Genomic DNA, 25,370 nt, shown 5'->3' on the forward strand with positions numbered 1-25,370 from the left:
TCCCCCCCACATTGAAGTGCGAAACATGCGTCTACTGACAAGTCTACCTCAAAACTTGTCAACAGCCGCATGTTTCGTGTCTGTTGAGGAGCTGCCGCCGCTCCAGGCAGTGCCGGAGCGACGAAGAAGAGGATCTTGCCCTGGAAGGCTGGTGGACGTTGAAGTGGTCGCTCTACCGGGTTAGTTGGTGAGAGCGGGGAAGGGAAGGTTTCTTCCCCTGTCCTAGCCGGGTTGATGTCGGCGGCCACTGACGAAGACTTGCGAGCAGGAGCAACTTTTTGGCGCGTAACATGCGTCTGTCCACAAGTTTTGCCGTACAGTACCGCTCACTTGTACGTGAAAGGATCGCCAAGTGGGCAATGAAGTAGGGCCGTTGCGCGCACGCCGACCGGCGTCGGCTCCCGTGCTCAAGCCTGTAAGGCCTGTTGAGGGACCGGACCATGACCTAGCCGAACTGATTGCCTCGCAGCTCGGGCACGGTCCGGTTCACGAAGTCAAGACGACGGTCTATCGAAGGCCACCGCACGACATGCTTGGGACCGACGGTTACTCGTTGGTCAGCAACTACTTCCTCCGCCGTGTGCTGCCGTACTGCCTGATGCACAACATCATCAGCAAGCTTCAGGGAGCAGTCCTGTCGAACATCATCGGTCGGCAGAAGAAGGGGCGGATCAGTGTCACTCATGCGGAGATCGCCAAGGAGCTCGGAGTCGCTCGCACGAGCATCGGGAATGCTCTGGACGCACTGTGCAGGAAGAACCTGATCCGGAAGGTTCGGCGCAGCACCTACGAGCTCAACCCTCGGGTTGCGTACAACGGTAACGGCGCAGAGCAGCGAGACTTCCTGGCGGAGCTACGATCGCTTGAGCTGGAGTCCCGTTTCCCTGACGAACTTGCTCCCGAGCTCACTCTTTTCTCCAGGTCCGAGATCAGCTGAACGAAGGGACGGACCCCATGCTGTTCACTACCACCGGCCTCCTCGGCGCGCTCTATCAGCTTCAGCTCACACCGACGGCGATCGACGTCCTCTCAGTGATGGTCAAGCATCAGCAGCCTGGAGGGGCTGTCGAGATGAAGCAGTCCGAGATCGACGCCATCCTCGGCGTCGGCCAGGCCTCCATGAGCCGTGCCATGGCGCTTCTCGTTGACCGGGGGATCGTTCTCCGCTCAGGCGGTGGGCGAGGCCACCGCTACGCGTTGAACCCCGCTGTGGCTGGCTACGAATCGCAGAGTGACCTCCAGGACGAGATGAGCAAGCAACTTGCCCTGGGCGGGCCCGCGCCCATCCTCGTACCGGACTACGCCAAGCGGCCGCCCAAGAATGGCAAGAGCGGGCTGCACGCGGTGGCGTAGGAAGGCTCGGGGAACACGTCCCGGTGGTGAGGAAAGCTCCCTAGAAATCCAATTCCACGTACTGAATTCCGTCGAATTCCACCTGCAGGCCCTGCGCCCGGGTGCCGCTGTTCTTGAAATACTCCTCCTGGAGGCCCTCTGCGACGATGTTTTGCAGTTGGGCGTGCGTCGCACCTGAGTCCTTCGCGGTGAACAGGCGGGCCGCGTACGAGGGGGGCAGGTGCTGGGTGATGAGGCGGAGGCGGGGGTCGTCGGTGGAGGTGCCGGCGGCGGAAAAACCGAAGCGGGCCCTGGTCTCCACGGTGATGCCGCCGGTCGTGGAGGCGCGCTTGCGGGCTGCTGCGCGTACCTTCGGCTGCCAGGTGCGGCGTACCGCTGCTTCGATGCGGGAGGCGAGGACGCCTTTTGCTTTTTTGATTTTTTTATCGCGGTAGCGCTCGACCGTGCGCTGGGTGGTGCCGACCTGGCGGGCGACGCGGCGGGCGAGTTCGGCGTTGGAGGCGGGCTTGGTGCCGGTGGTCCTGGCGTGCTTGCGGTCGGCGATCTGGGCCTGCTTGAGCAGGTAGGTGATCTGGCCGTATGTGGTGGCCGGGATCGGGCGGTGGACGTTCTCCTGTTCCGCCCGCTCCAGTGCGTCGTCGATGAGCCCCACGGGTCTCTCCTACTCTCCGCTGTCCTCGTTGGACTGGGGATCTTTGATGTGGCGGGCGGGGTTGTCGCCCTGGTCGAGGAGGTGGGCGGCCCACAGGAAGGGCTGGACGCCTTCGACCTTGACCATGCCGGGTGATACGCCGAGTCGGAAGATTCCGGGCAGTGGCTTGCCGTCGGGGCCGGTGGGCAGCAGGTTCTGTGGGGCCTGGTCGTCGCTGGGGTAGACGACGCAGTCCGAGAGGACGGCGATCGGGTAGAGGCCCGCGGCCGCCATTTTGAGCATCTTGCGGTGCATGTTGATGCGGGCCGTGGAGATGATGGCGGCGCGGAGGTCGGGGCGCCAGGTCGGGCGGGCGAGGGCCGGCCAGGGTTCGCCGGGGCGGTAGTTCTTGCCCTGGGGGCGTTCGCGCATCTTGCCGACGCCTCCCTTGACGGTGCCCTTGATCGCGGTCAGTACGGCGGCGAGGCCCGGGTCCTGTTGTTTGTGTACGGACATGGCTTCGACGAAGTCGGGGGCGGCCATGCCGGGGGTGACGCCGAGCTGCTCCATCACCGTCAGGTAGGCCTGGCGCAGGTGCTTGTAGACCGGGTCGAAGTAGGCGCCGTTGTCGAAGCGTACGACTTGGTGGAGGAAGGCGGGCGGGGTTGTCGTCAGGCCCAGGCGGTCGAGTCGGTCCGTATCGCCGATTTCCCATGCTGCCGCGGGCGCGGGGATGCCGAGGCGGGCGAGCTGGTCGGTGGTGGGGCGTACCCAGGCTTCCAGCGGCTGTACGTGGTGGCCTAGTTCGGCGGCGTAGGCGACGGTGGGGGTGGCGTACCAGGCGGGGCCGGTCGGCTTCGTTCCGTCGGGGGTGAAGGGGTTGGGCAGGCGGGGGTCGATGTCGATGTGCGACAGGTCGACGTGCCAGGAGCCGGGCAGCGCCTTGTCGAAGTCCGGCGCGTTGAGGTGCACGGCTTCGCCGAGGCCGACGACGAGGCGGTTGAGGGCCGCAGCGAAGGCCATGTTCACGTCGAGGCCGAGGGCGTACGGCTTGAGGCATTCCTCGTCGGTGAGCAGTTCCGGGTCACGGATCCACTCGTATGCCTCTTCGTTGATTGCCTGTTCGAGTGGGCGATTGTTTGTTCCCCACAGGGTGGAGGGGACGGGGTGTTCGGCGGGGGCCTCGCAGGGGGCGGGGTCGACGGCGAGGGTGAGCGAGCCGGGCTGCGGGCCGGACATCCAGCCGCCGTCTTCGCTGCGTACGGCGCGGGTTCGGGGGCGCAGGGCTTCCATCAGGGCGATGCCGCAAGTCGCTCCGCCTCCGCGCGGGGTGAGGACGAGGGCGGCGTACGTGGCGAGGACGCGGGCGAGTTCGGGCGGGGGGATCTCGCCGGCGGTGGCTGCGCGGGCGAAGTCCTTGCCCCAGTCGCGGGCGTCGAGGGCTCCCCAGGAGACGAGGGCGAGCTGAACGCACTGGCGGCGGTTGCCCGTTGCGGGGCGGTAGATGCGCGGCCAGGGGCCGAGGCCTCGCTTGGTGAGCTTCCACTTGGCCCGGGTGAGCGCCTTGATCACTTTATGGTCGTCGGGGAGGCGCTGTGCGCGCTGGACTGCCGGGTCGTCGGGGAGCTGGGCGGGCAGGCCGAACCGTACGGCGGCGGATTCGGTGAGCACGATCAGGGGGTCGGCGTCCTTGCCCGAGGGGTGCAGGGCCTGGGCGCCGAGGCCGGATTCGTTGAGGGTCCAGTCGACGAGGCCGGAGAGGGTTTTGGCGGGGCAGTCCAGGACCAGGCCGCCCGTGCAGTAGGCGGTGCCGTCTCCGTCCACTACGGCTAGGGGGCCGTTGGGGTAGGGCGTGTTGGGGGTGGGCTTGGGGGTGGGGGTGGGTTTGGGGGTGGGGGCTTTGACGGTGGCTTTGGGGGGTGCCGGGGTCGTTTGGGGGGCGATTATCACGGCGTGATAATCGGCGGCCTTCTGTTGGGGTTGGGCCGGGGGCGGCGGAGCCGGGGTGAGGGGCGGGGTGGGCGGCTCGGGCGCGGGTTGAGTCTGTGGCTGCTCGGGGGCGGCGGCATCGGTCTTCGGCGCCGCTTCGTTCTGCGGCTCCGTCTGCGGCTCCGTGATTATCACGGCGTGATAATCCGCGGCGGCGGGCTGGGGGGCGGGGCGGCGGGGCGCGGCTTCGGGGGCCTGGGGCGCTGGGAGGTTGGGCTGGTTGGGCTGGTTGGGCTGGTTGGGCTGGTTGGGCTGGTTGGGCTGGCCGGAGGGGTAGATCTTGGCGAGCTTGTTGAGGAAGTGGGCGTACAGCTCTCGCTGAGGGGGGCGCGGGTGGGTGCGGCCCTTCTCCCAGTCGACGAGGGTGGCCTTGCGTACGCCGAGCGCTTCGGCGAGTGCCTCCTGGGTGAGGCCGTGGGCCTTGCGCAGCCGTTCGCGCTCGCTGGGCGGCGGCAGGAACGGCTGGCTTGCGATCAGGGCATCGATCGCGTCGAAGCGGTCGGACATCGGGCACCTCCTGCCCCAAGGCTACCTTGAGGCGGACTTTGACCGTACTTTTGGCGTACTGGTGTGTCGGGCTGGGGCTGGGGGCTGGGCTGGGCTAAGGGGAGCGGGCGGGTTCGGACCTGCGGGCTGGAGCCGCTGGTGATTATCACGGCGTGATAATCCGGGAGTCGGTCGCCGCGCTTGGCGAAGTGGCTGTCGGTTCGGCCCAGTTGCGGCCTCGGTCTCAACGCCGCGCCGCCCCTCTGGGCGAGCGCGAGCCAGCCGCCGAATTATCACCGCGTGATAGTTGGGCCCGCCCGAGCACCCACGCGGTGGGGGGCGGTGCGGTAGGGCAGTCGCGACTATCACGCCGTGATAATCCGGGCGTTGGCTGCCGCCGGGGCTGCAGTACCGGCCCTGCCCCGGACCAGGCTTCGTCGATGAGGCGGCGATTATCACGGCGTGATAATCCGGCGGCTGGCCCTGGCCCTTGGAGGCTCGGCCCAGGGGAGAGGCGGTCGGGGACCGGCCCGGGGTGCCGGGTGGAGCTTGGTCGGCGGCCGTGATTATCACGCCGTGATAATTCGGCGAGCTCGTCGACCGTCGGTGGCGGGGCCATGGCCGTGGGGCCAGGGGCGAGCCGCCGCCGAGGTCCCGGTGATTATCACGGCGTGATAATCGCGAACCCTCCGCACCGCATGGGTGCTCGGGCCGGTCCAACTATCACGCCGTGATAATCCGGGGCCGGCTCGGCGGGCAGCTGTCCGGTGTCCGGCCGGGAGGGCGACCGGGGGACGACCCGGGGACGACCCGGGGGGGGCGAGCAGGAAGCGCGGCTCCGTGGGGGCCGCCGATTATCACGGCGTGATAATCCGGGTGGGCCGCTGTCCGGCCAGGTGCCGCCAGCCCTGGTCGCGTCGTAGGCGGGGCTTCGGCTCGGGTCTCGATTATCACGCCGTGATAATCACGAGCGCCTCGCTGCCGCCTCGGCACCCTGCCTGGTGTCCCGTCACCCTCCGGTGCTCGCGGAGGGTGGGGGCCAAGTCCCGCCGTCCTCCCGCTCACCGGCCCCCAGTCTCCCCGCTCCTGCGGATTATCACGGCGTGATAATCCGGGGCCGGTCGGCGGAGGGCCGGTTGGTGGGGCGCCGTCACGGGTGGGTCTTGAGTTCCTCTCGGTTCTTTCTCTGGAGGAGCACTGTCAGTTGGAGGCGCTCGGTGGCGGGGACGCGGGCGATGATCATGGCGGCTAGGGCGTTCATGTCGTCCCACGGCATGGTGGCCGCCGGGTCCGAAGGTGCTGCGGGCTGGTCGTGGTGGTCGGGCTGGGCCGGTACGGCTGGTGCTGCTGCCTTCGAGCCGGCCGGGGTTGGCTTGGTCGGGTCGATTATCACGGCGTGATAATCGGCGGCCGGCTTTCGTTCGGCGCGCTGCTTGGCTTCCTTGGCGCGGGCGTCGGCCGCGATGCGCTGTTCCTCGGCGGTCAGCTTGCCGAGGTTGCGTACGTGCTCGACCTGGCGGCGGCCTTCGGCGAGTTCGGCCTGGAGGTCGGTGGAGAGCTTCAGCAGGGACAGCTTCGAGGAGATCGTCGCCTGGGAGATGCCGAGCCGGTGGGATGCCTTGGTCTGGCTTCCGTAGAACTTCACCAGTGCATCGAGGGCGTGGGCCTGCTCGAGGTCGGTCATGTCGTCGCGGTGGAAGTTGGCGACGAACGCGGCTTCCAGGAGTGCTTCGTCGGTGGCCACGCGGGAGTTGTCGACCTGGACCCGGAGGGTCTTGAGGCCGGCGCGGCGGGCGCCTTCGAGGCGGCGGTGGCCGTCGACGACGATGTACTTGGCGCCTTCGTCGAGGTCTCCGGCGCGCTCTCGGCGGGCCTGCAGATAGGCGTCGACGGAGGCGACGGTGATGGCGTTGACCAGGCCGAGCTCCTGGATGCTGCGGGTCATTCCGTCGAGGTCGCGCAGGTGGTCGCGAGGGTTGTCGGGGTTCTGGCTGATGAGCTCGACGGGGAGCTCGGTGGGGTCGGGGACGCCTGCGGTGGGGGCGCCGGTGGCGGCCCCGATGGCGGCGCGGCGGGCGCTGACCGGGCGGGCCTGGCCGAAGGAGACGCCGGCGCCGAGTCGTTCGGCCTTGCTCATGAGATCTCCCTCGCCAGGGCGCGCATGCCGATGGCCTGGTCGGACTTGGGTGCGTACGCGAGCAGCGGGCGCTTGAGGCGTACTGCTTCCTTCTGCTCCTTGAGGTCGGCGATGACGCCGACGACGCGGGGTTCCTTTATGTCGGTCCACGCCTGGAGGGAGGAGGTGGCGATGTAGCCGCGGCGGCCGTCGTACTGGTTGACCACGATGCCGAGGTAGTCGATGTCGAGGGCGAGGTCGCCGCGGAGGTCTTCGATCTGGCTGGTGAGCAGGTCGTAGGCGTCGGCGGAGCTGTCTTCGGCCTGGACGACGATGAGGACGCCGGAGGCGCCGGGGGCTTCGTTGGTGCGGCGCCGTCCGTAGTGGACGGCGGCGTCCATGCTGAGGCCGAGGCTGGGCGGGCAGTCGACGAGGATGGCGTCGAATTCGCCTTCCAGGGGAGCCAGTGCGCGTTCGAGGGAGGCTTCTCTGGCGCGTACCGCGGAGAGGCGGACGTCGAGGAGGAAGGCGTCGTGGCAGCCGGGCAGCAGGTGGAGCCGGTCGCCGAAGCGGTCCTCCTCGATGGGGACGACGAGGTCGGCGAGGCGGCCTGCCGCTTCTCCCGCCATGTGTTTGGTGAGGCTGTCGCCCTCCATGGGCAGGGGGTTGTGGCCGAGCTGGCGGGTGAGGTGGCACTGCGGGTCGAAGTCGACGAGCAGGACGCGCAGCCCGAGGCCGGGGAGGTCTTCCAGGGCGAGCGGGTCGGAGCCGTCGTTGTCGTCGAGCAGGGCCGCGAAGTATTTGGAGACGCGTACGGGGTGGAGGGTGGCGGCGTCCTCGGCGAGGGCTTCGCCGGTGCCGGCGGTGATGGCGGTCTTGCCGACGCCGCCCTTCTGGTTGCAGACGATGATGCGGCGGGGGATTTCGGGGCGTACGACGGTGGGGGCCGGGTGGGTCTGGAGCCAGACCTGGACGGCCTGGGCCAGGCCCTGGGTGAGGGAGATTCCGCGGTCGGCGGCGATGTTCCTGAAGGTGTCCCACTGGCCGGCCGGGAGCCAGGTGGAGAAGGAGTCGGCGCCGGAGGTGTCGACGGCGGTGGGGGCGGAGGCGAGGGCGGACCACTGGGCGAGGCCCTGTTCCACGGCGCCCTGGATCTCTATGCCGAGTTGGGCGGACCTGATCTTCAGGTCCTGCCTGAGCCAGCCGGGCAGTTTGGAGACGACCTTCTCGCGGTCGCCAGCGTTCGCGGGGGAAGCCATAGGGGGAACCTTACTAACGAACTTGCTCAACTTCCGTACCGACACGTTAGTTAGGTATCAGGGTGGGGGGCGATTATCACGGCGTGATAATCGAGGGGCGGCTCGTCTCCGCCGCCGTCCGGCCCTCGTCCGGCCCTCGCCCGGCCCTCGCCCAGCCTCCCGATCGCCTCCTCCTTGCCGCGCCATCGGCCCGGGCGGCTGCCTCAACGGGCCGGGGCGGCGAGGGGGTTCGGGGATTATCACGGCGTGATAATTGCGGCTCGGTTGGCGGGGTGGCTTCGGCCCCTGGGTCCCGCTGCGCGGCGCGGTCCGGATTATCACGCCGTGATAATCACCTGCGGCAGGGAAGCGGTGCCCGGCCCGGGGCTCGCGCGTCGGCCGGTGACGAGGCGAAGTGACGGGGTCTCAAGGGACGGGCGGGAGTCACGAGTGGGCGCCTGGTCCGGCCCGACGAGGCCGATTATCACGGCGTGATAATCCAGCCCCGCGGCGGCGCCCCTCGGGGTCGGCCCGGCGGCGGGTCCCTGAGGGCGGCTCAACAAGCCGTGGTGGCAGGGGGGAGCCGGGATTATCACGCCGTGATAATCCCGGACGCAGGGCGGGGCGGCCTCCGGTCTGCGGCAGTGCACGGCCCCGATTATCACGCCGTGATAATCGGGGCCTCAGGGCGGAGCGGCCTCGGCTCCCGCTGCGCGGCGCGGCGCGGATTATCACGGCGTGATAATTCCGCACGGCGGGGGAGAGGAGCGGATGCCGGGTCGACCGGTACGGGGGATGGACCGGCCGGCCCGGCAGTCTGGGGGTGATGCCGAGTCAGGCCGTCCTGCCGAGGCGGACTTCCAGGCCGTCGAGGATTCGCTCCAGGCCGTAGACGAAGTTCTCGTCGCGGGAGGTGCGCGGGTCCTTGCCGCGCTTGTCGGCGTAGCCCTTCTGCAGGCGCGGGTAGGACTGGGCGGCTTCTTCGGCGGCGGGCCACAGGCGCTCGACCCAGTCCTGTTCGGTCTGGCCGCTGCGGGCGAGCATGGTGAGCCAGGCCGCTTCGCTGGTGGTCATTCCGGTGACGTACGCGAAGACGGTGCGTACCGCGTGATCGGATTCGTCGAGGGGGAAGCCCGCTGCCTCGAAGGTGGCGATCATGCGGTCGGACAGGCGCATCAGGTTCGGGCCGAGGTAGGCGACGCCGACCTCGCCGAGCACCGAGGCGATCCAGGGGTGCTTGAGGATCATGGCGCGCAGGTTGTGGGCGCGCAGGGTGGTGACGTCGCGCCAGTGGGCGGGCCTGTCGGTGTCGGGTTCGTCGATCTCGCCGTACACCTCGTCCACGACGAGCTCGATGAGTTCGTCCTTGTTGGCCACATGCCGGTAGAGGGAGGTGGCGCCGGCTCCGAGGCGGGTGCCGAGCTTGCGCATGCTCAGCGCGTCGATGCCCTCGGAGTCGAGGAGTTGTACGGCTTCGGCGACGATCTGCTCGCGGCTCAGGGCCGGCTGTTCGCGCCGGCCACGCGGGCGGGTCCACACCGAGGGAATCGTCTGCTGCTCGTCGATGGGCACGTGGCCTCCTCATCTGCCCGTTGCGTGGGGGCGCCTGCGGATTATCACGGCGTGATAATCCGGGCCGGTCGTGCTCTGCGAATCACCGTAGCGCACACCATTCGCAACTAGCGTACACCATTCTTCTTCTGAGTACAGTGTTCGCATGGCTGGATGTGAGGAGTCAGCAGGGCGTGCGCAGGCCCTCGGTGGCGGGCTCCGCCGTGTAGTGGCCGATGTGGTCGCCGGAGGCGATGGGGACGCCGGCCAGGATCTCGGCGGGGACGTCGAAGGCGTCGACCAGGGTGGTCATGTGGGGGGCGAGGTCGGCGAGGATCGCGTTGACCGTGCGGGGCAGGGCGCGCACCTGGTCGGCTGTCATGTGCTCATCGGCGAGCAGGTCGCCGGTGTGCTCGGTGATCTGCTTGAGCAGGAAGAGCCGGCACAGGCTCTCCAGCAGGAAGCGGGCGGTGGGGTCGAGGGCCTGGGCGGCCGCGGCGAGGAAGGCGTCGGCGGCTTGGAGGCGGGCGTGGGCGGAGACCATTTCCAGGGCGGCCGGCGAGGTCTCGTTCCAGCGGGACAGCGGGTCGCCGCACGGGCCGTGGCGCAGCGCGGTGCGGGCCCTGGCCTGCCACAGGCCTTCGACCTCGGCGAGCAGGTCGCGCAGGAAGTGCAGGTCGGTGAGGCTGCGTTCGGCGGCGGGCAGGTGGGCGGAGGCCTTGCGGTCGACCTGGTGGCCGAGCACCATCTCGGAGGCCGCCTTGACCCAGATGACGAGGTTGTCGCCCTCGGCGGTGATGCCGCCCTCGATGTTGAGGGTGAGGTCGGACAGGCCGTTGGCGGGGAAGAGGCCCTGGGCGCCGCAGCGTTCGCGGCACTCGGTCGTGATGCCGCGGGCCTGCCAGGTGATCCAGCCCTTGGCGATGGCCACCAGGCGCTCGGTCTCCTCGCGGTCCTCGTCGGTGTGCCGGGCCCAGCGGTCCACGGTGGTGCGGTGCAGGAACGTCATGGCATAGGCGGTGGCGAGCTTGTCGAGGAGGCGGCTGTGGTGGCTGCGGTGGGCGGCCAGCGCCACCTTCTGCCCGGCCTTGGGGCCGGCGATGAGACGGTCGTGGGAGTAGCGCACGGCGATGGAAAGCGCTGTACGTGACATGCCGAGTGTTCCGGCGCTCATGCAGAGCTTTCCCATGGTCACGCGGCCGATGGACCGCAGCAAGCGCTTTCTCTTGTTGCCGAGATTGCTGCTCAGACCGCCCTCCGCGTCCAGCCGTCCGTGGGCGGCCTCCAGGAGGGCTTCGCGGGGGAGCCACACGTGGTCGAAGGCGGTGAGGCAGTGGTCCACGGGGGTGCCGGTGCGCTCGGGCAGCGGGCGGACCTTCACGCCGGGCAGGTGGCCGTTCTCGTCGCTCAGGGGAGTCAGGAAGAGGAAGATCCCGTGGTCCTGGTCGTCGACCAGGAGGCGGGCGGCCACCACGGCGCTCTTGGGCCCGCCGATGGTGCTGGTGTTCGGCATGAACTTCTGCGCGCCCGGGTTGGGGGTGTGCAGCACGAACCCGTCGGTGGTGCGGTCCAGGGTCGCGGTGGTCTCCATGGAGGCGACGTCGTTGCCGTGGGCGAGCTCGGTGCAAAGAAACGTTCCTGTGCGCTTCATCGACGTAAAGGCGGACAGGTCCCGGCCCTCGTTGTCGTGGTCGAGGAGGCTGCCGAGGAACAGGTTGTAGTGAATGCTCGCCACGGTGCACAGGCCGCCGTCGACGGGGCCGGTCCACTCGTGCAGGGCTGCGAGGCGGTGCGGGTCGTCGGCGAGTTCCTCGGCACTGTCGACGGCCTGGTTGGCCAGGCGCAGGCGCCGGTAGGAAAGGGCGGCCCGCTCGGCGGGGGCCAGTCCCGGGCGGTGGGCGAAGTCCGCTCCGCTCACCAGGCTGCGCCAGGTCTCGTGCACGCGGTCGCGGTCCTGGCGGTCGAAGAGCAGGTGGGCCAGTTCACCGGCCGCCAGGGCCGAGGCCCCGAAGGCGAAACGGCCGTCCCGGCCGTCGGCGCCGGCGGCCGCCTCCATCTCTGTGTCGACGAACTCGGTCTTCTGGAACGTCAGCAAGGTCATGGACCTCTCCCCGTTGATGAGGAACCCGGTAGGTGGGAAGCTCAGGCCCTAAAGATACGTACCAACCGGTTTTATTTTCAAGCCCCTTCTTGAGGCCGCCTCAAGCGGCACTTGAGTGGCGCTCATGCCGGGGGCACCCCGCGATCACACCGGAATGGCCCATTCAGGGCATGGAGCCCAGCTCCGGGGGCAGTTCGGCCACCAGGGACCTCCCCCGGGTCCGCCGACTCCGCACGTTGAAAAACCGATCAGCTGGTTTTATTCTTCCCTATGACTGGGCAGTCGTCGATGATCGTCAGGGAATGAGCCTGGTTAGGCGGATATGTGCAGGTTCGGCACGCACGCTGGTGCGGCGTGTCGCCGCTGCTAGAATACGAACCCTTCGGTTTCTTTCTCGGCTGGTCAGGGCATGTGTGGAGGTGGGTTGTGGCGCGGCAGGAACGAGCGGTTCGGACTCGGCAGAAGATCCTTGTTTCGGCGGCCGAAGTGTTCGACGAGGTCGGGTACGAGGCGGCGACGATCACCGACATCCTGAAGAAGTCGGGGATGACCAAGGGAGCTCTGTACTTCCACTTCACCTCGAAGGAGGAGCTCGCCCAGGCGGTGCTCGCCGAGCAGGTGCTGGCCATGCCGCTGGTGCCGGAGCGGGACCTTAAGCTGCAGCAGTCGCTGGACGAGTCGCTGCTGCTCACGTACCTGCTGGGGCGGGACACGGGTGATCCGATCGTGCAGGGCAGCATCCGCCTGACCGTGGACCAGGGTTCGCCGAGGGACGGCCTGGACCGGCAGGTGCCGATGGCGGGGTGGATCCAGCACAACGTCGAGCTCCTGAGTGAGGCGAAGGTCCGCGGGGAGATCATGGCGGACACGGACGTCTCCCGTGTGGCGAAGCTGATGGTGGGCTCGTTCACCGGGATCCAGGTGCTGTCGAGGATCATGTCGGACCGCACCGACATGGCGGAGCGGGTGGTCGACCTGTACCGGCACGTGATGCCGTCGATCGCCATGCCGGCCGTGCTCGTGCGGATGGACTTCACGCCGACGCGCGGGCCGGAGATCTACGAGGCGGCGATGAAGCTGCGCGGCGGCGCGGAGCTGGTCCTGCCGGGCTGAGTGCCGCCCTTTTCCGCGTTGCGGGGGCGGGCGGGGCCGTGCCTGTGCACTGTGTGCGCAGGGGTTTTGGTACGTCAATGCAGTGATCCACTGAGCGGAGGCACGGATGAGTCAGGCTGTCTGCCCGTATGCGCTGGATGTCACGGGGCGGGATCTCGCGGGCGAAGCGGCCGCGCTGCAGGCGCAGGGGCCGGCTGTCGAGGTCGTGCTGCCGGGCGGCGTGCGGGCGTGGGCGGTCACGCGGCACCGCTACGTCAAGCAGCTGCTGCTCGACCCGCGGGTGTCCAAGGACGCGCGGCAGCACTGGCCCGAGTTCGCCGAGGGGCGCATCACGCAGGAGTGGCCGCTGTATCCGTGGGTGGCGAACGAGAACATGCTGTTCTCCTACGGGGACAGCCACGCCCGGCTGCGGCGCCTTGTGTCCGGGGCGTTCACCATGCGCCGCACCGAAGCCCTGCGGGGCAAGGTCGAGGAGGCGGCCGAGCGGCTCCTGGACGTCCTGGCCGAGGTGCCGGCGGGGGAGACGGTCGACTTGCGCGCGTCGTTCGCCAAGCTGCTCCCGATGCAGGTGATCTGTGAACTGTTCGGTGTGCCCGAGGAGTTCAGACAGCCGCTGTGCGCCACGCTGGAGGTCGTCTTCGACACGGTCGTCCCGGCCGAGGAGATGGACGCGGCGCGACTTGAGGCGTACCGGATCCTGGGCGAGCTGGTGGCGGCCAAGCGGGCGCGGCCCGGGGACGATCTGACGTCCGCGCTGATAGCGGCGCGCGACGACGGGGACCGGCTCAGCGAGGAGGAGCTCCTGGGCACGCTGTATCTCATGATCGCGGCGGGCCAGGAGACGACGTCGACGCTGATCGCGAACGCGGTCGGGGCGCTGCTGGCCCGTCCCGGGCAGCTGGCGCACGTACGGGCCGGGCGGGCCGGGTGGGCCGAGGTGATGACCGAGACGCTGCGCACGCACAATCCCGCCGCCTTCCAGCCGCTGCGGTTCGCGGTGGAGGACATCGACCTGGACGGCCTGACGATCCGTCAGGGGGATGCCATCGTCGTCTCGTTCGCGGCGGCGGTCTCGGACCCGGGGCAGCACGGGGCGGACGCGGGCGTATTCGACGTGCTGGCCGGGCGCGGCGAGGACCTGGCCTTCGGGCACGGGGTCCACCGCTGCCTGGGGGCGCCGCTGGCCAAGCTGGAGACGACGGTGGCGCTGGAGGCGCTCTTCGGCCGGTTCCCGCAGCTTGCGCCGGCCGGGCCGGTGGCGGACCTGGAGCCGCTGCCGTCGTTCATCGTCAACGGGTACGCGACGCTGCCGGTGGTGCTGCGGCCCGCCGCCTGAGCCTGCACCCCTCGGGAGAGGGACCCGCACGAGCTCCGCGGCCCGCGTACGGCCGCGGAGCTTTCGCGTTCCCGGAGGCGGGGCGGGCGTGTGTCACTGTGCGCCGTTGCGCACACTGTGCGCTCCACCGTACGGTGTTCCTTACGCCTGCGGGGGTTCGAATCCCCGCAGACCATGAGGTTTCCCTGGGGACGTGCATGGGCCATCTAGAAACCGCCGCAGCGGTTTGTTAAGGTGAGGTGTGCGGTCTTCACGCACAGGCCGAACGAGGGTCTCTCGCGCACGGCATCCCTCCGCACTAACGGAGCGCCTTGATGGCAAGACAGGAACGCGCGGTACGTACGCGCAATGCGTTGATCGAGTCGGCCGCCGAGCTGTTCGACCGGGACGGTTTCGAGACCGCGTCGCTCTCCACGATCAGTGCCCGTGCCGGTGTGAGCAACGGTGCGCTGCACTTCCACTTCGCGAGCAAGGCGGCCCTGGCCGCTGCGGTGTGCGAGGCGGCGGCGCAGCGCCTCGGCCGGATCACCGGGGAAGGCGGAGAGCAGGAGCAGGCGGACGGCGCGCTGCAGATACTGATCGACGCCAGCCACGCCCTGCTGCGGGGCTTCAGTCACGACGTGGTGCTGCGGGCGGGGTTCGACCTCGGCGACAGCCCGGAGTCGACGGGTGCGGGGGAGGACCTGCACCGGCGCTGGCAGGGCTGGGTGGAGGCGGTGTTCGCCCAGGCCGACCGCGAGGGGACGCTGGCCGACGACGTGTCGGCCCAGGACGCGGCGCTGGCCGTGGTGGCCGCCGTGGCCGGCTTCGAGGCGCTGGGCGGGCAGGACCCCCAGTGGCTGTCCCCGGCGTCGCTGACGCGCTTCTGGGGGCTGCTGCTGCCCCGGCTGGCCGAGGAGTCGGTCCTGGACCGCCTGGTGGCCTCGGGGACGGCGGCCGAGGCGGGCTGATGGCCCGGTGTCCGGAGTTCTCCGGCTGCCGTGCCGCGTTTGGGCGTTCAGTACGGGGTGATGGTGCCCGAGGCCTGCATGCGGGCGGCGAGCGAGGTCAGGCGGGTGCCGTAGAGGTCGAGGGTGTCGTCGGTGCCGTGGTCGTCGAGGTGGTCGAGGACCACGGTGATGTCGTAGGTGCCCCGGGCGCGGGCGGTGGCGCGGTCCTCATCGGTGCGCGGAGCCCGGGAGAGGCTCTCGCGGGCGGCTTCCTCGGCCGCGTTCTGCTCGCACCAGTTCCGCCAGGCCGCGTTGTCCTGGGGCCGGACCTGCTGGTCGGGGGGGAGCAGCTGGGCGGCGAGTTCTGCCTGTCGGCGCAGCTGCGTGCGGATGTAGGCGGCGGGGTCGGCGGGGCGCCAGTCCAGGAACCAGGCGTGGAGTTCGGCGGCGATGGTGTCGGCGTCGAGGCCCTGGTCGATGAGCGGGCGCAGGCTGAAGGCGAGCCGCCTCAGGCCCTCGCCCTGGGTCCAGTTGACCCGGGGGCGCACCTGGCGGGCGATCTGGATGTCCTTGGCCACCTGCAGCGGGGAACGGCGGGTCGAACCGGCCTTCCTGCCCCTCCTCGGCTGCTTCGTCTTTCTGGCCCTCGGGGCCTTCTCGGGGCTCTCGGGCGCCGCTTTCGGGGCTCGGTTGCGCCCGCGCGCAAGTGTTGCTCTCGTGTTTGAAAAACCACGTTCTACCTCAGCTGTCGGGCCGGGGGTAGAAGCGGTACGGGAAGGGGGCTCAAGGCCGTGAACAGGGGGTCTGCGCAGAACTGTTTCTCCACAGACTTCTCCACAGCTGTATCCACAGGGGCAGTTCGCCCCGTCGGGAGTGGCTGGTGGGACGGGAGTGAGACCGGTGACGCGCCCCTCGTAGCCGGCGACCGGCACCCGGTGGCCCATGGCGGCGTCGTAGACGGGAGGGATGGCGGCCGCGTACACGGTGGCGGTGGCGGTGTACTTCCGCCCGGGCAGGCGCAGATTGCGCTTGGAGCCGTGAACCAGCCATACAAGTGCGCCGAGTTCGCGCAAATAAGCCACGTGCCTCTTCAGGCCCGCCCGGCTGATGCCGACGCGCCCGGCGGTGCCCTCCAGGTCGTACAGGACGGTGCCCGCGCCGTAGTCCATGCGCGCCGCGAGATCGCGTGCCACGGCGACGGTGACGGCACTGGCCCTGGGGTGGATCCCGCTCCCCACCAGCCATTCCACCGCCCGCAGCCAGGCGCGCGGCTGCGCGTGACGCGAGGCCGTGGTGAGCACGTCCTGGGCAGCCCTGGCCACCGGAAGCCACGAGTTGGCCCGTTTCCTGGCCCGCCGGACAGGGGAGGGAAGGAACGGCGAGACGTCCCCACGAGGTACGGATCCAGCCGATTGACCGTGTGCAGAAGCGAAACGATCGGACAGATCTAACGGATTACAGCTGACGAACTGGCAAACCTGACCGCTGTGCAGCATGATGTGTGGTGCACTCCTGATAGGGCTCTGGCATTAGTTGGGGCACTCCCCCTCTCGGGATCACAAGACGGCTACGGGACGACTGCCTCCTTTCGGGGTGGTGGGACTTACGGAGCCTGACAACTCGTCACAAGACGCAAGTCGCAAGTCGCGAGACGGAACAGATGGGTCGGTTGTCTCCCTTCGGGGGTCGGTTGCCTCCTCTCGGTTTCGGGGTGATGGGTGTGGTGGACGGTCTCCTTGCAGGGAAGCCGTTGTGGTGCGAAGCCCCTTGCGGGGCTGGTTCGGGTGAACCGATTTAGTCCATCGGATTGGCGTCCGATGGGCACTCCGTCCGCCGAGTTGGCGCTCGGTCGGCAGAGACGAGATGCAGGGGCCGCGTAGTGGTGGTGGTTAAAGCCACCCTCGCGGCACGTGAGCGGTCCCTTGGTTCCACAAGGGCCGGACTCACCCCGTGCGTTACGGCATGACACTCCCCTCGACCCGCACACCTGTGCGCTGTCCGCGCGCGGTCGCAGAGGGCATGCCGAAGAGCCCGTGAACGGCGGTGACGATGCCGTACGGGTACTGGTGTGCAAAGGAAATGGCGTACCGGCGCCACGCGTGGTTGGCGTTCCCTCCCACGTGGCCCTCCCCCGGGTCGTAATGGCAGGTCATCAAGGTGACCTCGATCGAACATACCGTGCAACCGGTATGCATTCAATCGGCCTTACGAACCCGGCTTCTTGCCTGCGGCAAACCCCTTCACCTACGGGTTCCGGCATACGAGAAGAAGCCCGCGGCCACCCCCGGCGGGAGCGATGCTCGGCCAGGGATCAACGTACTCTGTCGGGCAGTTGGGTGTGACGCACCTGACTCAGACGGTCATCGCCGCCATGCTTTCGAGTTCCCGCACCGTGCTCGCGGGGTCGACCTCGACGAGGGCGGCGGGGGTGGCCAGGCACGGCATGACGAGCCGCCAGAAGCCGGACAGCGAGCGGTGGGAGACCCACTGCGGGTCCTTGCGGCCGAGCAGTTCGAAGCCGGTCGTCGCCGCCACGATGGCGGCGACCATGTCGTGCTGCTCCATGTGCCCGGCGAGCAGGCGCTCGTCACAGGCCTCCGACAGCAACTGCTGCACGCACGCCTGCCATTCCTGACGCAGGTTCACGTTGCCGGGGTGGGCCGCCTCGCCGCTCAGCTGGAAGCCCGCGCGCGACACGACGTCCTTGTGCAGCTGGTCGACCAGGGCGTGCGAGGTGTCGGTCAGGCGCTGCAGGGCGTTCATGCCGGGACGCTGGGCGATCCAGGCCGCGCGGCGCAGGCTCACGGCCGCCGTCGTCTCCACCGTCGTGGCCAATGCGGCTTTGTTTTCGAAGTGGAAGTGGAGCGCGCCCAGGCTGACGCCGGCGCTGGCGCTGATGTCGGCCAGCTTCGCCTGGACGTATCCGTGGCGCTCGAAGGCCTCGGCCGCGGAACGGATCAGCGAGTGGCGGGTGCGCACGGCACGTTCCTGTTTCATCACCGGTGGCTCCTCAGGGGATGGGGCTGCACCATGAGAACTTATCAAACCAGCTTCGCGGTTTTGTAACCAGGGCTTGCCCGGAGTCGTCCGGATCGCTCCTGTATGCGCGGGCGCCGGCGGCCTTCAGTGCGCCCCGAATGCCCCTGTCCGTACGGGAATTCGATGGGCCCTGCAGTAATCCCGGGCATCGATCCACGCCCCCGTGCCGGCCGTCGGCCACAGGAACCGGCCGCCGCTCCGCCGTTCCGGGTCCGGCACCGGGAGGAGGAATCGGGGTGGGCAATCCGGCCGGAAAGCCATCAGATCCCGCACCCGGGGCGGAAGTTGAAGAGGCGGCTCCGGATTTGGCCGAGATCCGCCGGGGTGCGTCGGGCGTTTTGAGTGCCTATGTTCCTGCTTGAAAACCAGCATGCAGGTATGTTTTAGTCATCGCCGAACCCCGCGGAGGGGGTCGGCGACCCGCCCGGCGGCGGGTTTCCCGTCCCTGACGGCCGGGTCGACGAGAAGGCCGTATATCGCTGGACGCACAGCCTGACCTGGTCTTTTCTGTGATCCGCTCCGTGGGGTCCCCAGCTCCCGCAGCCGCACCATCGTCCCCCGGGGTGCGGCTGCGGGCTGTAGTGCTCCACCGCTTCACACGGAAGTACGCAAGACCTTTCTCGACCGAGTCTCGAAAAAAAACCAGCGGACTGGTACTTTTCCTTCCGAGGTTGAGGTTGCGGCCGTTCGAGGGGAGCCGTACGTGCACTTGCATCACTCGCGTGCCTGGTGGCAGGCGGCGCACAAGCCGGAGCAGTACGGCCGGTCCGGCGCCGCTCCCCGCGGGGACCGCGGACAACTTCCTCCGTACGCGCACCACTTCCGGGGAACCACCGACGACCGACCGATCGTGCCCAGGCCGCACACGGACCTGAGGAGCCACAGGGGGAGGACCCACCACGTCATGAACGTCTTCGACGCTCACACCGAACCGGCCGGCCGCACGCCGTCCGGCGCGGCGACGCAGGGGAGGGTCCTTCGATGAGTCTCGACCTGGCGGCGCCCGCCGAGGACACCCCGGCCGCCGAGGCCCAGCGCCCCGCCGGACAGCAGGCCACCGTCGCCATCGCATCGCTGCTGCCCTCCGACTCCCCCCGGGCGGGCGGCCTCAACGACGAGCACGCGCAGATCCTGGCCGACCTCGACTCCCCGCTCCCGCCGATCCTGGTGCACCGCGCCTCCATGCGGGTCATCGACGGCATGCACCGGCTGCGCGCGGCCCGGCTGCGCGGCGACAAGAACATCGAGGTCGAGTTCTTCGACGGCGAGGCCGAGGACGCCTTCGCGCTCGCCGTCAAGCTCAACGTCGTGCACGGGCTGCCGCTCTCGCAGGCCGAGCGCACCGCGGCCGCCACCCGCATCGTCACCGCCCGCCCGCACTGGTCGGACCGCCGCATCGCCGCCAACACCGGCCTCGCGGCCGGCACCGTGGCCGCCATCCGGCGCCGTTCAACCGTGCAGAGCGAGCAGTTGAACGCCCGGGCCGGACGCGACGGACGCATCCGCCCGCTGCACGCCGCCGAAGGCCGCATCCGCGCCAGCCAGGTCATCGCCGCCCACCCCGACGCGTCCCTGCGCGAGATCGCCCAGCGCGCCGGCATCGCGACCGCCACCGCCAAGGACGTACGCGACCGGATCCGCCAGGGCCAGGACCCGGTGCCCCAGCGCACCCGGGCCGCCGTCCAGCTGCCCGCGCCCCGGGCGGCCGAGACCCCGGCCCGCCCGGCCACCGGCCGCGCCACCACCCGTACCTCGGCGGCCGCCCTCTCGATGATCCTGCCCAACATGAGCAAGGACCCCTCGCTGCGCACGGAGGCGGGGCGCATGCTCCTGCAGCTGATGAACCTGCACTCCATCGGCGACGAGGCGAAGTGGCGCCGGCTCGCCCAGAGCGTGCCCCGCCACCGCGCGGCCACCCTCGCCCAGGCCGCCCGCCGCTGCGCCGACCACTGGCTCCGCCTGGCCCACGAACTCGAGATGCGGTGCTCATGACCGCCCACGACGCACCACGCACTCTCGGGAAACCTCGTCCCTCCTTACGAGTCCCGAGCGGAGAGCACGGTGGACACCAGGCAGCACAGGAGAACCGGACCCTGCACAACGGTTCAGGAACGCACCCGGAAATTGCACCCCGGCCGGTTCGCGGAAACGGCCAGCATCATGAGCCTCTGCCGAAAACGACTGCTGAGCTGGTCGATCCAGTTCCGCAGACCGACCGGGTGACAACCGGGCCGGATTCCACTTCGACATTCGAATCCCACAGAGAATTTTATGGAGGAGCCGTGCGAACAGCTTCGCGGCGCCAGCCGGACCCGAAGAACGCGATATCCGTCCCGGCCTTCACCGATGGCGAGGTGTGAGAAATGAGCGCCGAATTCGCCGAGCTGGTGGCCGAGACCCCGTTCATCTGGCGGGCCCGCAGAGCCGGTGCCCGCCACCGCCTGATCTGCTTCCCGCACGCGGGCGCCGGAGCGGGCGCCTACGCCGAGTGGGCCGAACTCGTCCCGCCGGAGATCGAGCTCGCCGCCGTCCAGCTGCCCGGGCGCCAGAACCGGATCGCCGAGGACCCGCCGGCCGCCGTCGGGCCGCTGGTCAGGGTGCTCACCCAGGCGCTGCGGCCGGTCATGGACGGGCCGTTCTCCTTCTTCGGGCACTCCGGCGGCGCCACCCTCGCCTTCGAGGTGGCCCGGGCTCTCGAGGCCAAGGGCGGGCCGCGGCCCAGCCGCCTGTTCCTGTCCGCGCAGCCCGCGCCCGGCCTGCTCGGCGAGGTGGCGCAGCTGCACGACCTCACCGACGACGAGCTCGCCGCCGAGATCGTGCGCCTGGGCGGCATCGAGCCGGAGATCGCCGAGGACGAGGACGTCATGGACTCGCTCCTGCCCACCCTGCGGGCGGACTTCGACCTGTGGGAGAACCACCGCATCGAGCCGGGCCCCCGCCTCGCCACCCCCATCACGGTGCTGGCCGGCGACGACGACCCCCGGGCCCCGCTGGACACGCTCGGCCCCTGGCGCGAGCAGACCGGCGCCGGCTTCGACAGCCGCTTCTATGCGGGCGGCCACTTCTACTTCCTCGACAAGACCGCCGAGGTGGTCGCCTTCATCAGCCAGACACTGCTGGCGCCCGAGATGGCAGGGAGAGCCTCATGAGCACGTCCCAAGCGATCGACCCGTCGCTGGTCGCCGAACTCGCCGCCGCCGCCCGGGCCGTGCCCGGCGTCCAGGAGGCCGTCGCCGTCGTACGCCAGGGCGCACGGCCCGCCGCGGCCGGGGCCGCCGCCCCGGAGCAGCCCGGGCAGAACGCGCCCGGGCCGGTGGAGCCCGCGGCCGCGGCCGCGGCCCCGAAGAAACCTTCCTCCCAGGTGTACGGCGGTGAGCTGCACATACCGGCGGGCGCCCCCACCACCTTGCAGGGCGCCCTGCGCACCGCCGCCGAACTCGCCCCCGGCAAGGGCACCGTCTACCTGCGCCGCGACAGCGAGCCCGACCTGCAGACCTACCCCGAGCTCCTCGCCGAGGCCGAGCGGGTGCTCGCCGGGCTGCGCGCGGCGGGACTGGAGCCGGGGGACGCGGCGCTGTTCCAGTTCGGCGACCACCGCGCCTACATGACCGCGTTCTGGGCCTGCGTGCTCGGCGGGTTCGTGCCGACGCCGGTCGCCGTGGCCACCACGTACACCTCGCACAACGAGACCAACCGCAAGCTGTTCGGCGCCTGGAACCTGCTCGACCACCCGGTCGTGCTGACCGACGCCGCGACCGCGCCCGCGCTCAGCGAGGTCCGCGAGCTGTGGGGCGAGTCCACCGTGCGGATCCTCACCGTCGAAAAGCTCGCCCGGCACGAGCGGGACGGCGACTGGTTCCCGACCCGGCCCGAGACACCCGTCTTCAACCTGCTGACCTCGGGCAGCACCGGCGTCCCCAAGTGCGTCCAGCACACCAACGCCAGCGCGGCGGCCCGCAGCTGGGCCGTCATCCAGGGCCGCGGCTACACCGAGGACGACGTCAGCGTCATCTGGATGCCGCTCGACCACGTCACGATCGTCTTCTACAACATCCGCGACATGTTCCTGCGGGCCCAGCACATCAACGGCCGCATCGACGACTTCCTCGCCGACCCGCTGTCCTGGCTGGACTCCCTGGAGCGCTACGGCGCCACCAACACCTGGGCGCCCAACTTCGCGTTCGCGCTCATCAACGAGCAGGCCGACGAGATCGCCGGGCGCAGCTGGGACCTGTCGAAGGTGCGCGAGTTCACCAACGGCGGCGAGCCGGTCGTGGCCGGCACCTCCCACCGCTTCCTCGAACTGCTCGCCCCGCACGGCCTGCCGGCCACCGCGATGGCGCCGGCCTGGGGCATGTCGGAGACCTGCTCGGGCGTCACGTACTCCACCCAGAGCCGCGAGGACCGCACCGCCGGGACCGTGGTCGTGGCCCCCTCCTCCTTCGACACCGAGCTCCGCTTCCTCACCGAGGACGACAAGGGCGGCCAGGACGCGGTCGCCTTCTCCACCGTCGGCGGCCCGCTGCCCGGCGTCACCATCCGCGTCGTCGACCCGGACGGAGCGGTCCTGCCGCAGGACCGCATCGGCGAGCTCCAGATCCGCGGCGTCACGATGATGCGCGGCTACCACGGCAACGCCGAGGCCAACCAGGCCGCCTTCGACCCCGAGGGCTGGTTCCGCACCGGCGACCTCGCCTTCGTCCACGAGGGCGCGCTCGTCATCGCGGGCCGCAAGAAGGACCAGATCGTGGTCCGCGGCGCCAACTACATCGCCCACGAACTGGAGAGCGTGGTCGAGGAGGTCGACGGCGTGCGCGTCACCTTCTCGGCGGCCGCCGGCGTGCGCGAACCGGGCGAGGGATCGGACCGCCTGGTCGTCTTCTTCGTCCCCACCCGCTGGGACAACGACTCCCTCGCGCGGACCTTCACCGAGATCCGCGCCCGGCTCGGCCGCGAGGCGGGCCTCGCCCCCGACCTGCTCGTGCCGGTCACCGACGCCGAGTTCCCCAAGACCGCCAGCGGCAAGATCCAGCGCGCCGCCCTCGTCGCCGACCTGCGCGCCGGACGCTTCGCCGACCGCATCGCCCAGGACGACGACTGCGACACCGACGCGGGCACCCTCTTCTTCGAGCGCCAGTGGTCGCGCCTGGACGAGGCGAGCACCACCGAACCGGCCGACGGGGTACGCCTCGTGTTCGCCGAGCCGGGCCAGATCAAGCGCCTGGGTCTCGACGGCGTCGCGTCGGTCGTGGTCACCCGGGGCGACTCCTTCGTCCACGCGGCCCCCGACCTCTTCCACGTCACCCCGGGCGACGCCGGCCAGCTGCGCCACGTGCTGGCCGACGTCACCGCACGCCACGGCCGCATCTCCTCGGTGGTGCACGCCTGGTCGCTGCCCGCCGACGGCGCCCACGGCGACCCGGCCGAGCGCCTGGCGGCCATCAGCGCCGAGGTGACCTCCCTGGTCGCGGCGCTGGAGGACCTCGAAACCCCCGACATCGCGGACGGCGGCCGCCCGCTGCTGCTCCTGCTCACCGCCGGCTCCGTCCACGTACGCCCCTGGGACCGCATCGACCTCGCCACCTGCGCCCTGCCGGGCCTGGTGCGCACCGCGGCCGGCGAGATCGCCTCGGCCACCGTGCGCCAGCTCGACCTGCCGGCCGACCGCGAGAAGTGGGCGCAGGCCGTACGCGCCGAGCTCGCCGACCGCACCCACACCGGCGTCGTCGCCGCCCGCGAGGGCCTGCGTTGGCAGCCGCGGCTGCGCCCGGTCCCCGAGGCCGAGGCCGAGGGCGCCCCGGCGATCACGCCGGGCGGGCTCTACCTGGTCACCGGCGGCCTCGGCGGCATCGCCCACGACCTCGCCGGATACCTGGCCGCCGCCTACGGCGTGAAGCTCCTGCTGGTCGGCCGCTCGGTGCCCAAGGGCGCCAAGGCCGAGGCCCTGGAAGACCTGACCGCGCTCGGCCAGGTCCTCTACCGCCGGGCCGACGTCGCCAGCGCCGACCAGCTGGGAGCGGCCGTCGCCGACGCCGAGGAGCACTTCGGCCGCACCCTGGACGGCGTCCTGCACCTGGCCGCCGCCGATGTGAGCGGGCAGCGCAAGAACCTGGAGGAGCACACCCTGGCCCGCGAGAGCGCGGCCACCTTCGCCGAGCAGTACGCCGCCAAGGTCAGCGGCACCCTCGCCATCGCGGCCGTCCTCGACAGCCGGCCCAAGGCCTCCCTCGTCCTGTTCGGCTCGGTCAACGGCGAGTTCGGCGGCCACTCCTTCGGCGCCTACTCGGCCGCCAACACCTTCCTGGTGGGCTTCGCCGACCACTGGCGCCACGAGCGCGGGCGCGACGTGCGGTGCCTGGCCTGGAGCATGTGGGACGGCGTCGGCATGAACCAGGGCCAGTCCTCGGCCCCGGCCCGCCAGCGCGGCTTCCGGGCCATCGGCCTCGACGACGGCCTGCGCGCCTTCCTGGCCGCGACCTCCATGCCGCACCACTACCTGCTCATCGGCCTCGACCTGGAGAACCCGGCGATCCTGTCCGAGCTGGTCACCGACGAGCTCAGCGCCCGCGAGGTCCTCGTCGCCTACACCGCCGAGGGCGCGGACGCCGAGGCCGTCCACCGGGCCCTTCAGCCGGTCCTCGCCGCCTTCCCCGTCCCCGTACGCCTGATGGAGGTCAACAGCATCCCGACGGACGCCGCGGGCTCCGTCGACACCACCCAGCTGCTCCTGGACGCCGCCCCGCAGCGGCCCGGGCGCAGGAAGCACGTAGAGCCGGTGGGGGCGCTGGAGCAGCAGCTCGCCGGGATCTGGGCCGACATCCTCAACCAGTCCGCCGTCGGCCGGGACGACTCGTTCTTCGACCTGGGCGGCAACTCCCTGCGCGCCACCCGCCTGCTCGCCCGCATCGGCGACGAGCTGGCCGTGCGGCTCACCACCAACGAGCTGTACGAGAACCCGACGGTGGCCGCTCTCGCCGAGACCATCACGCTGGCCACGCTGGCCGAGCCCGTGGCGGCCGGCTGAGGCCTTCCCCGTGGTCCGCGCACCCCAGGTGCGCGGACCACGGGGGCCAAACCGCCGGACCGGGCACCGCATGTCCCGGCTTTTTACCGGCCCCCGCTATTCCTGTTGAGCGTCACCCGCTAATTTGTATTCGACGAAAAAAGCACATGGGCCCCCGGGAAATTGAACACTTGACACCCTCCCGGTGAGAGCCCCCGGCTCCCGAGCCGCCGCCGTACCGTCACTCTTCGAGCGCCAGGGAAAGGGTTGCCCTTCGGCTGGCGCAAAAGTTATGGTCCAGGCGCATCCCAAGGAATTCCGCCGTGTGCCGAAGAATGTCCGCCCGGCGTCGATTTCCAAAGAAATAGAAATTCAGTCGTTCCAGTCCTTGCAGTCCTTATGGGCAGTGTTCTAACGAGAGATGAGGTGTTGGAGATGGCCGGTCAGTGGCGCACCGCATTGGTGGAAACTGCCCTTGAGGATGT

Annotated in this window: 16 protein-coding genes; 8 read left to right on the forward strand and 8 right to left on the reverse strand. The window is 69.9% G+C overall.

All coding sequences use genetic code 11. The features are described from left to right. Window positions 1–352: 352 nt before the first annotated feature. Both ABD346_RS03005 and ABD346_RS03010 read left to right on the forward strand, forming a co-directional pair. On the forward strand, window positions 353–937 hold the full coding sequence (locus tag ABD346_RS03005; protein WP_344371227.1) for a replication/maintenance protein RepL: 585 nt from the start codon (window positions 353–355) through the stop codon (window positions 935–937). 17 nt (window positions 938–954) lie between these two features. Continuing rightward, window positions 955–1,353, forward strand: coding sequence for a Fic family protein (locus tag ABD346_RS03010; RefSeq protein ID WP_344371229.1), 399 nt, complete (start codon window positions 955–957; stop codon window positions 1,351–1,353). A gap of 40 nt (window positions 1,354–1,393) precedes the next feature. On the opposite strand, the gene tpg is transcribed toward ABD346_RS03010, so the two are convergent. From tpg to ABD346_RS03040, 6 genes are all read right to left on the reverse strand, one after another. Continuing rightward, window positions 1,394–2,005, reverse strand: coding sequence for a telomere-protecting terminal protein Tpg (gene tpg / locus ABD346_RS03015; RefSeq protein WP_189970467.1), 612 nt, complete (start codon window positions 2,003–2,005; stop codon window positions 1,394–1,396). Between the two features lie 9 nt (window positions 2,006–2,014). Then, window positions 2,015–4,480 carry a telomere-associated protein Tap gene (tap, locus tag ABD346_RS03020; protein ID WP_344371233.1) on the reverse strand — a complete coding sequence of 822 codons (2,466 nt, stop codon included), beginning with the start codon at window positions 4,478–4,480 and terminating at the stop codon, window positions 2,015–2,017. A gap of 1,129 nt (window positions 4,481–5,609) precedes the next feature. Continuing rightward, window positions 5,610–6,596, reverse strand: a complete 987-nt coding sequence (locus tag ABD346_RS03025; RefSeq protein ID WP_344371235.1) for a ParB/RepB/Spo0J family partition protein — start codon at window positions 6,594–6,596, stop codon at window positions 5,610–5,612. Next, window positions 6,593–7,834, reverse strand: coding sequence for a ParA family protein (locus ABD346_RS03030; protein ID WP_344371236.1), 1,242 nt, complete (start codon window positions 7,832–7,834; stop codon window positions 6,593–6,595). Before ABD346_RS03030 ends, ABD346_RS03025 begins: the two co-directional genes overlap by 4 nt. Window positions 7,835–8,647: 813 nt before the next feature. Next, complete coding sequence (locus ABD346_RS03035) at window positions 8,648–9,385, reverse strand: TetR/AcrR family transcriptional regulator (protein WP_344371238.1); 738 nt, start codon at window positions 9,383–9,385, stop codon at window positions 8,648–8,650. Window positions 9,386–9,548: 163 nt separating this feature from the next. Beyond that, complete coding sequence (locus ABD346_RS03040) at window positions 9,549–11,465, reverse strand: acyl-CoA dehydrogenase family protein (RefSeq protein ID WP_344371240.1); 1,917 nt, start codon at window positions 11,463–11,465, stop codon at window positions 9,549–9,551. A 426-nt stretch (window positions 11,466–11,891) separates the two neighbouring features. Between ABD346_RS03040 and ABD346_RS03045 the strand changes: the two genes are divergently transcribed. The 3 genes from ABD346_RS03045 (at window position 11,892) to ABD346_RS03055 (ending at window position 14,864) form a co-directional block, all read left to right on the forward strand. Beyond that, on the forward strand, window positions 11,892–12,578 hold the full coding sequence (locus ABD346_RS03045; RefSeq protein ID WP_344371242.1) for a ScbR family autoregulator-binding transcription factor: 687 nt from the start codon (window positions 11,892–11,894) through the stop codon (window positions 12,576–12,578). A 106-nt stretch (window positions 12,579–12,684) separates the two neighbouring features. Then, window positions 12,685–13,914 (forward strand): cytochrome P450 family protein, encoded by a 1,230-nt coding sequence (locus ABD346_RS03050; protein ID WP_344371244.1) that lies wholly within the window; start codon window positions 12,685–12,687, stop codon window positions 13,912–13,914. Between the two features lie 314 nt (window positions 13,915–14,228). Further along, complete coding sequence (locus ABD346_RS03055) at window positions 14,229–14,864, forward strand: ScbR family autoregulator-binding transcription factor (RefSeq protein ID WP_344371246.1); 636 nt, start codon at window positions 14,229–14,231, stop codon at window positions 14,862–14,864. Window positions 14,865–14,911: 47 nt separating this feature from the next. On the opposite strand, the gene ABD346_RS03060 is transcribed toward ABD346_RS03055, so the two are convergent. Further along, entirely contained in the window at window positions 14,912–16,165 is a 1,254-nt protein-coding gene (locus ABD346_RS03060) for a cell wall protein (protein ID WP_344371247.1), read from the reverse strand. 1,030 nt (window positions 16,166–17,195) lie between these two features. Beyond that, on the reverse strand, window positions 17,196–17,840 hold the full coding sequence (locus tag ABD346_RS03065) for a ScbR family autoregulator-binding transcription factor (protein WP_344371249.1): 645 nt from the start codon (window positions 17,838–17,840) through the stop codon (window positions 17,196–17,198). A gap of 1,023 nt (window positions 17,841–18,863) precedes the next feature. On the opposite strand from ABD346_RS03065, the gene ABD346_RS03070 reads away from it, so the two are divergent. The 3 genes from ABD346_RS03070 (at window position 18,864) to ABD346_RS03080 (ending at window position 24,906) form a co-directional block, all read left to right on the forward strand. Beyond that, a complete protein-coding gene (locus ABD346_RS03070) occupies window positions 18,864–19,874 on the forward strand; it encodes a ParB/RepB/Spo0J family partition protein (protein WP_344371250.1) in 1,011 nt (336 codons plus the stop codon). A gap of 371 nt (window positions 19,875–20,245) precedes the next feature. Beyond that, window positions 20,246–21,031: a thioesterase II family protein gene (locus ABD346_RS03075; RefSeq protein WP_344371252.1), complete on the forward strand. Its 786-nt coding sequence runs from the start codon at window positions 20,246–20,248 to the stop codon at window positions 21,029–21,031. Continuing rightward, window positions 21,028–24,906 carry an SDR family NAD(P)-dependent oxidoreductase gene (locus ABD346_RS03080; protein ID WP_344371254.1) on the forward strand — a complete coding sequence of 1,293 codons (3,879 nt, stop codon included), beginning with the start codon at window positions 21,028–21,030 and terminating at the stop codon, window positions 24,904–24,906. Before ABD346_RS03075 ends, ABD346_RS03080 begins: the two co-directional genes overlap by 4 nt. The last annotated feature ends 464 nt before the right edge of the window (window positions 24,907–25,370 follow it).

It is taken from the genome of Streptomyces mauvecolor (genome assembly GCF_039532965.1).
Classification (GTDB): domain Bacteria; phylum Actinomycetota; class Actinomycetes; order Streptomycetales; family Streptomycetaceae; genus Streptomyces; species Streptomyces violascens.

Coding starts and splice junctions, on each gene's coding strand:
- ABD346_RS03010 (WP_344371229.1), top strand. CDS start 955: ATGCTGTTCACTACCACCGGCCTCCTCGGCGCGCTCTATCAGCTTCAG.
- ABD346_RS03030 (WP_344371236.1), bottom strand. CDS start 7,834: ATGGCTTCCCCCGCGAACGCTGGCGACCGCGAGAAGGTCGTCTCCAAA.
- ABD346_RS03025 (WP_344371235.1), bottom strand. CDS start 6,596: ATGAGCAAGGCCGAACGACTCGGCGCCGGCGTCTCCTTCGGCCAGGCC.
- ABD346_RS03080 (WP_344371254.1), top strand. CDS start 21,028: ATGAGCACGTCCCAAGCGATCGACCCGTCGCTGGTCGCCGAACTCGCC.
- ABD346_RS03055 (WP_344371246.1), top strand. CDS start 14,229: ATGGCAAGACAGGAACGCGCGGTACGTACGCGCAATGCGTTGATCGAG.
- ABD346_RS03050 (WP_344371244.1), top strand. CDS start 12,685: ATGAGTCAGGCTGTCTGCCCGTATGCGCTGGATGTCACGGGGCGGGAT.
- ABD346_RS03065 (WP_344371249.1), bottom strand. CDS start 17,840: ATGAAACAGGAACGTGCCGTGCGCACCCGCCACTCGCTGATCCGTTCC.
- ABD346_RS03075 (WP_344371252.1), top strand. CDS start 20,246: ATGAGCGCCGAATTCGCCGAGCTGGTGGCCGAGACCCCGTTCATCTGG.
- ABD346_RS03040 (WP_344371240.1), bottom strand. CDS start 11,465: ATGACCTTGCTGACGTTCCAGAAGACCGAGTTCGTCGACACAGAGATG.
- ABD346_RS03070 (WP_344371250.1), top strand. CDS start 18,864: ATGAGTCTCGACCTGGCGGCGCCCGCCGAGGACACCCCGGCCGCCGAG.
- tap (WP_344371233.1), bottom strand. CDS start 4,480: ATGTCCGACCGCTTCGACGCGATCGATGCCCTGATCGCAAGCCAGCCG.